At 61.8% G+C, this 11,877-nt stretch carries 14 protein-coding genes; 10 read left to right on the top strand and 4 right to left on the bottom strand.

Annotation, left to right across the window (positions count from 1 at the left end; genetic code table 11):
* The first annotated feature begins 1 nt into the window (after nucleotide 1).
* Genes phnL through phnP form a run of 5 tightly spaced genes read left to right on the top strand, consistent with a single transcriptional unit; the run spans nucleotide 2 to nucleotide 3,805 of the window.
* Entirely contained in the window at nucleotides 2-706 is a 705-nt protein-coding gene (gene phnL, locus ACUTQY_RS13695; RefSeq protein WP_046688116.1) for a phosphonate C-P lyase system protein PhnL, read from the top strand.
* Entirely contained in the window at nucleotides 706-1,842 is a 1,137-nt protein-coding gene (gene phnM / locus ACUTQY_RS13690; protein ID WP_046688115.1) for an alpha-D-ribose 1-methylphosphonate 5-triphosphate diphosphatase, read from the top strand. The genes phnL and phnM overlap by 1 nt, the downstream gene beginning before the upstream one ends.
* Nucleotides 1,842-2,411, top strand: a complete 570-nt coding sequence (phnN, locus tag ACUTQY_RS13685; RefSeq protein ID WP_033641672.1) for a ribose 1,5-bisphosphokinase — start codon at nucleotides 1,842-1,844, stop codon at nucleotides 2,409-2,411. The genes phnM and phnN overlap by 1 nt, the downstream gene beginning before the upstream one ends.
* On the top strand, nucleotides 2,408-3,010 hold the full coding sequence (locus ACUTQY_RS13680; protein ID WP_015376431.1) for a DapH/DapD/GlmU-related protein: 603 nt from the start codon (nucleotides 2,408-2,410) through the stop codon (nucleotides 3,008-3,010). Before phnN ends, ACUTQY_RS13680 begins: the two co-directional genes overlap by 4 nt.
* 12 nt (nucleotides 3,011-3,022) lie before the next feature.
* A complete protein-coding gene (phnP, locus tag ACUTQY_RS13675) occupies nucleotides 3,023-3,805 on the top strand; it encodes a phosphonate metabolism protein PhnP (RefSeq protein ID WP_033641671.1) in 783 nt (260 codons plus the stop codon).
* Here phnP and ACUTQY_RS13670 read toward each other — a convergent pair.
* Both ACUTQY_RS13670 and ACUTQY_RS13665 read right to left on the bottom strand, forming a co-directional pair.
* Complete coding sequence (locus ACUTQY_RS13670; protein ID WP_033641670.1) at nucleotides 3,762-4,394, bottom strand: NAD(P)H-binding protein; 633 nt, start codon at nucleotides 4,392-4,394, stop codon at nucleotides 3,762-3,764. The two genes, phnP and ACUTQY_RS13670, sit on opposite strands and share 44 nt — an antisense overlap.
* Nucleotides 4,395-4,424: 30 nt before the next feature.
* Nucleotides 4,425-4,865, bottom strand: a complete 441-nt coding sequence (locus ACUTQY_RS13665; protein ID WP_015376428.1) for a YhbP family protein — start codon at nucleotides 4,863-4,865, stop codon at nucleotides 4,425-4,427.
* 433 nt (nucleotides 4,866-5,298) lie between these two features.
* Between ACUTQY_RS13665 and speFL the strand changes: the two genes are divergently transcribed.
* From speFL to ACUTQY_RS13645, 4 genes are all read left to right on the top strand, one after another.
* Nucleotides 5,299-5,403, top strand: a complete 105-nt coding sequence (gene speFL, locus ACUTQY_RS13660; protein WP_004933443.1) for a leader peptide SpeFL — start codon at nucleotides 5,299-5,301, stop codon at nucleotides 5,401-5,403.
* 275 nt (nucleotides 5,404-5,678) lie between these two features.
* On the top strand, nucleotides 5,679-7,841 hold the full coding sequence (gene speF, locus ACUTQY_RS13655; protein ID WP_046688113.1) for an ornithine decarboxylase SpeF: 2,163 nt from the start codon (nucleotides 5,679-5,681) through the stop codon (nucleotides 7,839-7,841).
* Between the two features lie 62 nt (nucleotides 7,842-7,903).
* A complete protein-coding gene (gene potE, locus ACUTQY_RS13650) occupies nucleotides 7,904-9,220 on the top strand; it encodes a putrescine-ornithine antiporter (RefSeq protein ID WP_033648789.1) in 1,317 nt (438 codons plus the stop codon).
* An 86-nt stretch (nucleotides 9,221-9,306) separates the two neighbouring features.
* Nucleotides 9,307-9,612 carry a GIY-YIG nuclease family protein gene (locus tag ACUTQY_RS13645; RefSeq protein WP_144414677.1) on the top strand — a complete coding sequence of 102 codons (306 nt, stop codon included), beginning with the start codon at nucleotides 9,307-9,309 and terminating at the stop codon, nucleotides 9,610-9,612.
* Here ACUTQY_RS13645 and ACUTQY_RS13640 read toward each other — a convergent pair.
* Nucleotides 9,599-10,102 carry a GNAT family N-acetyltransferase gene (locus ACUTQY_RS13640; protein ID WP_046688111.1) on the bottom strand — a complete coding sequence of 168 codons (504 nt, stop codon included), beginning with the start codon at nucleotides 10,100-10,102 and terminating at the stop codon, nucleotides 9,599-9,601. The genes ACUTQY_RS13645 and ACUTQY_RS13640 overlap by 14 nt on opposite strands.
* Complete coding sequence (gene ubiT, locus ACUTQY_RS13635) at nucleotides 10,096-10,617, bottom strand: ubiquinone anaerobic biosynthesis accessory factor UbiT (protein ID WP_033644181.1); 522 nt, start codon at nucleotides 10,615-10,617, stop codon at nucleotides 10,096-10,098. Before ubiT ends, ACUTQY_RS13640 begins: the two co-directional genes overlap by 7 nt.
* 258 nt (nucleotides 10,618-10,875) lie before the next feature.
* On the opposite strand from ubiT, the gene ubiU reads away from it, so the two are divergent.
* The gene (gene ubiU / locus ACUTQY_RS13630; protein ID WP_033641666.1) at nucleotides 10,876-11,871 is read left to right on the top strand and encodes a ubiquinone anaerobic biosynthesis protein UbiU; all 996 of its coding nucleotides are present in this window, start codon (nucleotides 10,876-10,878) and stop codon (nucleotides 11,869-11,871) included.
* Nucleotides 11,872-11,877: the final 6 nt, after the last annotated feature.

Genomic DNA, 11,877 nt, shown 5'->3' with positions numbered 1-11,877 from the left:
GATGACTATGCAAATCCGAGTTGAACATCTCAGTAAAACCTTTGTGCTGCATCAGCAGTACGGCACCCGCCTGCCGGTGCTGCACGACGCCAACCTGACGGTCCACGGCGGCGAATGCGTGGTGCTGCACGGCCACTCCGGCAGCGGCAAATCCACCCTGCTGCGCTCGCTGTACGCCAACTACCTGCCGGACAGCGGCCATATCTGGATCAACCACCAGGGCGACTGGCTGGACATGGTCAGCGCCGACGCGCGCCAGATTCTGGCGGTGCGCCGCCATACGCTGGGCTGGGTCAGCCAGTTCCTGCGGGTGATCCCGCGCATCAGCGCGCTGGAGGTGGTGATGCAGCCGCTGCTGGAACAGGGCGTCGAGCGCGCCGAATGCCGCGACCGCGCCGAAGCGCTGCTCGCCGCGCTCAACGTGCCGCAGCGCCTGTGGCCGCTGGCGCCGTCCACCTTCTCCGGCGGCGAGCAGCAGCGGGTAAACATCGCGCGCGGCTTTATCGTCGATTATCCCATCCTGTTGCTGGATGAACCGACCGCCTCGCTCGACAGCCGCAACAGCGCGGCGGTGGTGCAGCTTATCGAACGCGCCAAGGCGCGCGGCGCGGCGATCGTCGGCATTTTCCACGATGAAGGCGTCCGCCGACAGGTCGCCGACCGGCTTTATGACATGCAGGCGCCGCAGGCGCTGGAGGCCCTCTGATGATCGTCAATAACGTTAAGCTGGTGCTGGATGACCAGGTGGTGCAAGGCTCGCTGGAGATGCAGGACGGCGTGATCCGCAGCTTCGCCGACGGCCCGAGCCGGCTGCCGCAGGCGCTGGACGGCGACGGCGGCTGGCTGCTGCCGGGGCTGATCGAGCTGCACACCGACAACCTGGACAAGTTTTTCACCCCGCGCCCGAACGTCGACTGGCCGGCCCATTCGGCGATGAGCAGCCACGATGCGCTGATGGTGGCCAACGGCATCACCACGGTGCTGGACGCGGTGGCGATAGGCGACGTGCGCGACGACGGCCACCGGCTGGAAAACCTGCAGAAGATGATCGATGCGGTGATCCACAGCCAGCGCGCCGGGGTGAACCGCGCCGAGCACCGGCTGCACCTGCGCTGCGAGCTGCCGCACGAGAGCACGCTGCCGCTGTTCGAACAGCTGATGGACAAGCCGGGCGTGTCGCTGGTGTCGCTGATGGACCATTCGCCGGGCCAGCGCCAGTTCGCCTCGCGCGAAAAGTACCGCGAATATTATCAGGGCAAATACCACCTCAACGATCAGCAGATGAGCGAGTACGAGGCGCAGCAGGTCGCCCTGTCCGCCCGCTGGGCCGCGCCGAACCGCGAGGCGATCGCCGCCCACTGCCGCGCACGCCGCATCTCGCTGGCCAGCCATGACGATGCCACCGCCGCGCACGTGGCCGAATCCTGCGCGCTGGGCAGCGCCATCGCCGAGTTCCCCACCACCGAGGCGGCCGCCCGCGCTTCGCACCAGCAGGGCCTGCAGGTGCTGATGGGCGCGCCGAACATCGTGCGTGGCGGCTCCCACTCCGGCAACGTGGCGGCGCACCACCTGGCGGCGCTGGGGGTGCTGGATATCCTCTCTTCCGATTATTACCCGGCCAGCCTGCTGGACGCGGCGTTTCGCCTCGCGGCGGACGAGCGCAACGCCTACGATCTGCCCCAGGCGGTGCGCATGATCACCCGCAACCCGGCACGGGCGCTGGATCTGCAGGATCGCGGCGCCATCGCCGAAGGATTGCGGGCGGATCTGGTGCTGGCACGGCCGCACGGCGAGCACGTTTACGTGCAGAACGTGTGGCGCCAGGGCAGGCAGGTGTTCTGATGGCGCGGCTCATCTATCTGATGGGGCCTTCCGGCGCAGGCAAGGACAGCCTGCTGGCCGCGCTGCGGGCCGACGCCGACCGCGCGCCGCTGGTGGCGCACCGTTACATCACCCGGCCGGCAGACGCCGGCTGCGAGAATCACATCGCGCTGAGCGAACCCGAATTTCTGCGCCGCCGCGCCAAGGGGCTGTTCGCGCTCGACTGGCAGGCCCATCAGCAGCGCTACGCGTTCGGGATCGAAGTGGATCTTTGGCTGCTGCAGGGGATCGACGTGGCGGTCAACGGTTCACGCGCCCACCTGCCGCAGGCGCAGCAGCGCTACGGTGCGCAGCTGCTGCCGGTATGCCTGCAGGTCAACGCCGCGATCCTGCGCCGGCGCCTGCAGGATCGCGGACGGGAAAGCGCTGAACAGATCGAGCAGCGGCTGGCGCGGGCGGCGGAATATCAGCAGAGTCTGCCCGCCGGCTGCCGGGTGCTGCACAACGACGGCCCACTCGACGATACCCTGGCGGCGCTGCTGGCGCTGCTGCCTACCGCCACCCGACAAGCTCAGGATGCGATGCCATGAACGACTTTGCCCAGCCGAAAATCGGCGACAACGTGACCCTTAACCGCACCCGGCTCGGCCAGTATGTGCATCTGGCCGACGATGCGATCCTGGAAGAGGTGGAGATGGGGGACTACTCCTACACCGCCGGGCACAACCAGATCTTTTACGCCACTATCGGCAAGTTCGTTTCCATCGCCTCCTATGCGCGCATCAATCCCGGCAACCACCCGACCTACCAGCGCATCGCGCAGCACCACTTCACCTATCGCGCTTCCGAATACGGGCTGGGGGAAGACGACGCGGCGTTCTTCGACTGGCGGCGCGAGCACCACGTCACCGTCGGCCACGACGTGTGGATCGGCCATAACGCCATCCTGATGCCGGGCGTCAGCGTCGGCAACGGCGCGGTGATCGGCAGCGCAGCGGTGGTCACCAAGGACGTGGAGCCTTACAGCATCGTCGCCGGCGTGGCGGCCAAGAAGATCGGCATGCGCTTCGACGATGCGCTGATAGAGCGTATCGAACGCAGCCAGTGGTGGCACTGGGATCACGCCACGCTGCAGGCGCGGCTGGCGGATTTTCGCGACATCAACCGCTTTGCCCAGAAGTACCTTTAACGGAGGGGAGCGATGCAACTGACCTTTCTCGGCACCGGCGGCGCGCAGCAGGTGCCGGTGTTCGGCTGCGACTGCCTGATCTGCCAACGGGCGCGGCGCGAGCCGGCATTTCGGCGGCGCGCGTGCAGCGCCATGCTTAACTATCAGGGGGAAACGACCTTATTGGATGCGGGATTGCCGGCTTTGGAGCGGCGATTTTCGGCGGGGCAAATTCAACGTTTTTTACTGACACATTACCACATGGATCACGTTCAGGGGTTATTTCCTTTGCGTTGGGGGTGCGGAAATTCCATTCCGGTGTATGGCCCACCGGATGAACAGGGCTGCGACGATCTGTTCAAACACCCGGGCATTCTGGCGTTTCAGCCGCCGCTGGCGCCCTTCGCCACCGTCGAGCTGGGCGGCATGCGCATCACCCCGCTGCCGCTGCAACACTCCAAACTGACCCACGGCTATCTGATCCAGGCGGCGGGCGCTGCGCTGGCCTACCTGACCGACACCGTCGGCCTGCCGCCGGCCACCGCCGATTATCTGCAGAACGTGGCGCTGGATCTGCTGGTGCTCGATTGCAGCCTGCCGCCTCAGCCGCAGGCGCCGCGCAACCACAACGATCTGACCCGCGCGCAGGAGACGCAGCGGTTGCTGCAGCCCAAACGCACGCTGCTGACGCACATCAGCCATCATCTCGATCTGTGGCTGCTGGACAATGAACTGCCCGCCGGGCTGGAGCTGGCGTTCGACCACCTCAGCGTCAGCCTCGGTAGCAGTGCAGCCGATCCGACTCCAGCACCCTGACCCCTTCGCCCGGCGTGAACGCCTGCTGCAGCAGCGTTTGCGCCACGTCTTTGGCGGAGACGGCGCGCCATTTGCCGGGCAGCAGCCTGAACAACGGCAGCGAGAGGCGCTCCATCAGGCGCGGCGCAGGGCGATCCCCCACCAGCATGGAAGGCCGCACCAGCGTCAGGCGCGGCCAGCGCTGTTCGCGCAGCGCCTGCTCCATCTCGCCTTTGGTGCGGTTATACAGGAAGGTGGAATGCGCGTTGGCGCCCAACGCACTCACCACCAGACAGTGCTGCGCCCCCAACCGGCGGCCGGTCAGCGCGCTCTCCACCACCAGTTGGTAATCGACGTAGCGGAAGGCATCGGCGCTGCCCGCCGCCTGGCGGGTGGTGCCCAGGCAGCAGAACACCAGATCGACCGGCTGCTGCAGGCCGCTCAGCAGTTCGAACAGCGCATCGCCGACCGGGTTGGTCAGCTTGCCGTGCGGCGGCAGCGGCGTGCGCGTCGGCGCCACGATGGCCGTTACCTGCGGATCGCTTTGCAACAGCTGCAGCAACTCGCGCCCCACCAGCCCGGTTGCGCCGACTAACAGTGCTCGCGCCATGCAATCTCCCGTTGTAATCAATACGTCGACTTAAAGTATAGACCGCGCCCAATGCAGCTTCTTGCCGAAGCCGAGGGTGTTGTCGGTCATCTTCACCTCGTGCAGATCCAGCCGCCATACCGAGGCCTTCATCGCCCTGGCGATCGGGAAGCGCTTGCAGTAACGCGCGCGCGCCGCCTCGGCCTCTTCGCCGCTCAGCAGCACCGCCTCGGCGCGGTACTGCACGCCGCGGATCAGCGCGATGCTTTTCGGTTTCGGCGCGATGGTGCCGACCACCCGGCCGTTGTTCAGCATCAGCCCACCGTGGCGGGTGTGCGGTTCGGTCATCAGCCACAGCGCCATCGTCGCGGCGTCGAACACGTAAAAACAGTTGGCGCACCACATGTCGAGGCCGTCGCCGGCGCACAGCGTTAAGACATGTTGCTTGCCGATGAAATCCGCAATCTGTTGCCGTTGTTCTGGGGTATTCAAGGTTACTCGCCTCCCGGTTCACTCACTTCATCTTACCCTGCGTTGTTGAAGCGAGTCACAAATAACGATAATCACCAAAAATCCCATGCGAATATAAAATCACAATATCTGTATTTTTACTCATTTCAGCGTCAGACGGGTTTATAACATAAAAAAAACAAACCGGATTTATTTGATCGTTAGGCAACCGATTAATTGCGCCATTCTTTTATTCCCATCCTGACGGCACGCAAATTTAGCGCGTCTGCCCGGCGCCGATTAGCAATTTATTTACATGCTCATTTGTCTGCCTGGCCGCAGTTTATGCAACTCACTGCATAATCAATGAATAGTTATTTATAAACACCGGCATTTATGTGATGAAAATCACGATTTCCTGCCCATCTTGCGTTAAAATAGCGCCATCTTTTCACTCAGCAAGGTGGATTAGAAAATGGAAAACAATAACCGAAAAATGGCGCACATCAGGCGCACAACCCATATTATGATGATGGCTCATCGCAGCTGCTTTAGTTTCGCATTCTTCAACTACAGATAACCCTCACCCCCTCGCTCTTACGCCGTTGTTAAGAGTGTCTTTGCGTTTCACTTTATTCTCCGCACTCCGGTGATAATGTCTTTCCCCCGCAAACCGGGAAGGGCGCGCAATACATTTTTAATACCGTCAAAGAGCCTCCAAGAAAAATAAAACAAAGAACACAGTTAATGTCTTAGGACATCGCTGGGTTCTCGTACACCTTTATTTTCGTGAAGGCGTTAGCGGCAAATGGAATTATTTGCCGACGGTGCGCCTTTGCCTGAAGAATGAGAAAAATGAAAAAATTAAAAATTGCCGCCAACACCCAAACCCTCGGCTGCTTTGAAACTGAACGCGACATCGTCGATGTGCATCACAGCGATTTCAATGACGTCGCCGCCATCGTGCTGTCGGTAGAAGACGTCGCGCAAGGCATGGTGGCGCGCATCGAAGAGCACGGCCTGAACATTCCGCTGTTCGTCGCCGTCTGCTGCGAAGAAGAGCTGGATAACGCCGTATTGCCGGCGCTGCATGGCGTGTTTGAGCTGTGCGGCAAGAATACCCAGTTCTACGGTAAACAGCTGGAGGCCGCCGCCGCAAAATATGAGAGCGAGCTGCTGCCGCCGTTCTTCAACACGCTGACGCAGTACATGGAAATGGGCAACGCCACCTTCGCCTGCCCCGGCCACCAGGGCGGCGAGTTCTTCCGCAAACATCCGGCGGGCCGCCAGTTCTTCGACTTCTACGGCGAAACGCTTTTCCGTTCGGACATGTGCAACGCCGACGTCAAACTGGGCGATCTGTTGATCCACGAAGGCGCGCCTTGCGCGGCGCAGCAGCACGCCGCCAAGGTGTTCAACGCCGACAAGACCTACTTCGTGCTCAACGGCACCTCGGCCTCGAACAAGGTGGCGACCAACGCTCTGCTGACGCGCGGCGATCTGGTGCTGTTTGACCGCAACAACCATAAATCCAACCACCACGGCGCATTGATCCAGGCCGGCGCCACGCCGGTTTATCTGGAAACCGCGCGCAACCCGTTCGGCTTTATCGGCGGCATCGACGCGCACTGCTTCGACGAGCGCTACCTGCGCCAACAGATCCGCGAAGTGGCGCCGGAACGCGCCAACGAAGCCCGCCCGTTCCGCCTCGCGATCATCCAGCTCGGCACCTACGACGGCACTATCTACAACGCCCGTCAGGTGGTCGACAAGATTGGCCACCTGTGCGATTACATCCTGTTCGACTCCGCCTGGGTGGGCTATGAGCAGTTCATTCCGATGATGAAAGACTGCTCGCCGCTGCTGCTGGAGCTGAACGAGAACGATCCCGGCATCATCGTCACCCAGTCGGTGCACAAGCAGCAGGCCGGCTTCTCGCAGACCTCGCAGATCCACAAAAAAGACAAGCATATCAAGGGGCAGAGCCGGTACTGCAACCACAAGCGCTTCAACAACGCCTTTATGCTGCACGCCTCCACCAGCCCGTTCTATCCGCTGTTCGCCGCGCTGGACGTCAACGCCAAGATGCACGAGGGCAAGAGCGGCCAGCGCCTGTGGCAAGAATGTGTGCGCGTGGGCATCGAAGCGCGCAAAATGCTGCTGGATACCTGCACGATGATCAAACCGTTCGTGCCGGATCAGATCGACGGCAAGCCGTGGCAAGCCTATGACACCGCGGCGATGGCCAACGATCTGCGCTTCTTCAACTTCGTGCCCGGCGAAAAATGGCACGCTTTTGAGGGCTATGCCGAATCGCAGTACTTCGTCGATCCGTGCAAACTGCTGCTCACCACGCCGGGCATCGATACCGCCACCGGCAGCTACAGCGAGTTCGGCATCCCAGCGACCATTCTGGCCAACTACCTGCGCGAAAACGGCATCGTGCCGGAAAAATGCGATCTCAACTCGATCCTGTTCCTGCTGACGCCGGCGGAAGACATCGCCAAGATGCAACACCTGGTGGCCCTGATCGCCCGCTTCGAGAAGCACATCGAGCAAAACTCCCTGCTCAGCGAGGTGCTGCCTGCGGTCTATAAAAACCACCAGCAGCGCTACAAAAACTACACCATCCGCCAGCTGTGCCAGGAAATGCACGACCTTTACGTCAGCTACGACGTTAAAGAACTGCAAAAAGAGATGTTCCGCAAAAGTTATTTCCCGCGCGTGGTGATGAATCCGCAGGACGCCAATACCGAGTTTGTACGCGGCAACGTGGAATTGGTCTCGCTGGCCAAGGCCGAGGGGCGCATCGCCGCCGAAGGCGCCCTGCCTTACCCGCCTGGCGTGCTGTGCGTCGTGCCCGGTGAAATTTGGGGCGGCGCCGCGCAGCGTTATTTCCTGGCATTGGAAGAAGGCATCAACTTATTGCCGGGATTCGCGCCGGAATTGCAGGGCGTTTATATCCAACAGGATGAGGACGGCTGGAACCGCGCTTACGGCTACGTCATGAAAAATTAATCACCTTACGGGGCGGCGATTATTCTCGCCGCCCGGATCGCATCCTAAAAGAGAAAATGATCATGAGTAAGTCCAACAATAAAATGGGGGTCGTGCAATTAACGATCCTGACCGCCGTGAATATGATGGGTTCCGGCATAATTATGCTGCCGACCAAGCTGGCCGAAGTGGGCACGATTTCGATAGTTTCCTGGCTGGTGACCGCCGTCGGCTCGATGGCGCTGGCCTACGCGTTCGCCAAATGCGGCATGTTCAGCCGTAAATCCGGCGGCATGGGCGGCTACGCCGAATACGCCTTCGGTAAGTCGGGCAACTTTATGGCGAACTACACCTACGGCGTTTCGCTGCTGATCGCCAATATCGCCATCGCCATTTCCGCCGTCGGCTACGGCACCGAGCTGTTCGACACCACGCTCAGCCCGCTCGGTATCTGTATCGCCACCATCGGCGTGCTGTGGCTGGCGACCGTCGCCAACTTCGGCGGCGCGCGCATCACCGGCAAAATCAGCGGCATCACCGTCTGGGGCGTGATCATTCCGGTGGTGGGCATCTCGGTCATCGGCTGGTACTGGTTCAGCGGCAGCGCCTACGTCGCCGCCTGGAACCCGCATCAGGTGCCGACCTTCGAAGCCATTGGCGCCTCGATCTCAATGACCCTGTGGGCGTTCCTGGGGCTGGAATCCGCCTGCGCCAACACCGACGTGGTGGAAAATCCGGAGCGCAACGTGCCGATCGCCGTACTGGGCGGCACACTCAGCGCGGCGGTGATCTATATCGTTTCGACCAACGTGATCGCCGGCATTGTGCCGAACATGGATCTGGCCAACTCCACCGCCCCGTTCGGGCTGGCGTTCTCCCACATGTTCAATCCGACGGTCGGCAAGATCATCATGGCGTTGATGGTGATGTCCTGCGTCGGCTCGCTGCTCGGCTGGCAGTTCACCATCGCCCAGGTGTTCAAATCCTCCGCCGACAGCGGCTTCTTCCCGAAAATCTTCTCCAAGCTGAGCAAGGCCGACGCGCCGGTTAAAGGCATGCTGACCATCGTCGTCATCCAGAGCGGCCTGTCGCTGATGACTATCAGCCCGTCGCTGAACAAGCAGTTCAACGTGCTGGTGAACCTAGCGGTGGTGACCAACATCATTCCTTACATCCTGTCGATGGCGGCGCTGGTCATTATTCAGAAAGTGGCGAAGGTGCCGGACAACAAGGCGCGCATCGCCAATATCATCGCAGGTATCGGCGCGCTGTACAGCTTCTATGCGCTCTACAGCTCCGGTGAGGAAGCGATGATGTGGGGCGCCATCGCCACCTTCCTCGGCTGGACGCTGTACGGCATCGTCTCGCCGCGCTTCGAGCTGGCGGGAAAAAAGGGGTAAAGCGGTAGGGCTCCGGCGGCCGGGGATGGGATTGTGATGGCGAACATGCCATCATACGCCGACCCTGGCCACCGAAACGGCATACGATGACCGACACTTCCCCTACTCTCTGGCACCTCTACATGCTGCGTTTACCGAGCGGCATGCTGTATACCGGCATCACCACCGACGTGGCGCGCCGCCTGGCGCAGCATCAGGCCGGCAAAGGCGCCAAGGCGCTGCGCGGCAAAGGGGAATTGGCGCTGGCGTTTCACTGCCAGGTGGGGGATCGCTCAACGGCGCTGAAGCTGGAATACCGCGTCAAACAGCTGAGCAAAATACAAAAAGAGCGGCTGGTGAATCACCCGCCGCTGTCGTTGGAGTCTCTATTGCCGGTCGTTAAAAGCGATTAAACGGCGCAGAAAAAGCCACTTCGCCGCTGACGCCATTCAGAGCGTCTTGCGCCAGCGGATACACCTGGAATGCGCTTTCCGTGTCCGGCCAGCGGCAGTGCAGGCCATAGGCGGCGGCCGGTTTAAAGCCGAAGCGGCCGTAGTAGGCCGGCTCGCCCAGCACCACCACCGCGGCGTAGCTGAATTCGTTCAGCGAATCCAAGCCTTCGTACACCAGCTTTTCAGCTAGCCCCTGGCGGCGCAGGCTTTCGTCTACCGCCAGCGGCGCCAGGGCCACCCATTGGCGGTCTTCGCCGGCCACGTCTACCGGGCTGAACGCGGCGTAACCCACTACCCCGCCTTCGTCGTCAGTGGCGACCACGCCCAGCGTCAGCAAGCCGTCTTCGCGCAGCTGCTGCACCAGATCGGCTTCGTCGTCGCGGCCAAAGGCGCGGCGCAGCAAGGCATCGATGCCCGCCGCGTCTACCGGGATCTCTACGCGGATCAGCATGATGCCGCCACACGGGAAGCCGACGCCGTGCCCTCCTGCAGCCCTGCTTCGACAAAATCAGCCAACTGCAACAGCCCCATGCGCAGCGGCGCAGGCATGCTTTCCAGCTCAATGGCGTCCATCAAATTTTTCACATACAGGCCCAATTCGGTATCCCCTTCAATCTGCAGCCGACGCTGAAAGAACAGCGTATCCGGATCTTGCTTACGCGCCGCGATCAGGATCAGATCGTTGGCGTCGCCGCTGAAGCTGACGTCCGCTTCGGCGTGCTGGCTGACCACCAGTTTGTCGTTTTCTACCGTCATAAACCATTGTAGCGCCAGATCGCGAACTTCGATCTTTAACCAGCGCGATTCGAGAAATTCCAGATCGCCATCCGCCAATGCCTGGCGGAACTGCCAGCTCAGCACCTGTTGCAGCAGTTGGCGCTGCAGAGCGAACGGCGTGAATTTCAGCGGGATGCGCAGCAGCGACGGCCCCTGGCGCACAAGGCGTGCTCGTAGTTGTTCCAACACGGTCATCCACTCCTTTCAATACGGACTACCGCTATTTTGCCACACTGACGCGCGGCTTCAGCGGTCTATATCAACAAATAGTGCATTTCACCGCCATGTTTATCAATACGCCATAAGCTGCCTCAAATCAAAACCCGTGCGCGCCCCTTTGCCTAAAATGGCCTCCCCGATTCGCGTTTGCCGGCGGAACACCGTCGTCGGCAACCTTTAAAGACAGCGTGCGCCCGGCCGGGCGTACGGCTAAGCCAGGATAAATCTATGGAGCTGCTTTGTCCCGCCGGCAACCTGCCGGCCCTGAAGGCCGCGGTGGATAACGGCGCCGATGCCGTTTACATCGGGCTGAAAGACGATACCAACGCGCGCCACTTCGCCGGCCTCAACTTCACCGAGAAAAAGCTGCAGGAAGCGGTCGATTACGTGCATCGCCACGGCCGCAAACTGCATATCGCCATCAACACCTTCGCCCATCCCGACGGCTACGCCCGCTGGCAGCGTGCGGTGGATATGGCCGCCCAACTGGGCGCCGACGCGTTGATTCTGGCGGATCTGGCGATGCTGGAATACGCCGCCCAGCGCTACCCGCAGCTGGAGCGCCACGTTTCGGTGCAGGCTTCCGCCACCAATGAGGAGGCGATCCGTTTCTACCAACGCAACTTCGAGGTCGGCCGGGTGGTGCTGCCGCGGGTGCTGTCGATGCACCAGGTGAAACAGCTGGCGCGTACCAGCCCGGTGCCGCTGGAAGTGTTCGCTTTCGGCAGCCTATGCATCATGGCCGAGGGGCGCTGCTACCTCTCCTCCTACCTGACCGGCGAGTCGCCGAACACCGTCGGCGCCTGTTCGCCGGCGCGTTTCGTGCGCTGGCAGCAAACCGCACAGGGCATGGAGTCGCGCCTGAACGACGTGCTGATCGACCGCTATCAGGACCACGAAAACGCCGGTTACCCGACGCTGTGCAAGGGCCGCTATCTGGTGGACGACGTGCGCTACCACGCGCTGGAAGAGCCCACCAGCCTCAATACCCTGGAGCTGCTGCCGGAGCTGCTGGCCGCCAACATCGCTTCGGTGAAGATCGAAGGCCGCCAGCGCAGCCCGGCTTACGTCAGCCAGGTGGCGCGCGTCTGGCGCCAGGCGATCGACCGTTGCCAGGCCGATCCGGCCGCCTACCGCGCCGATGCCGCCTGGATGGAGACGCTGGGCGCGATGTCCGAAGGCACCCAAACCACGCTGGGCGCCTATCACCGCAAATGGCAGTAGCCGGAG

The organism is Serratia sp. TSA_130.1, assembly GCF_052691795.1.
This window is presented reverse-complemented; position numbering and strand designations above follow the sequence as displayed.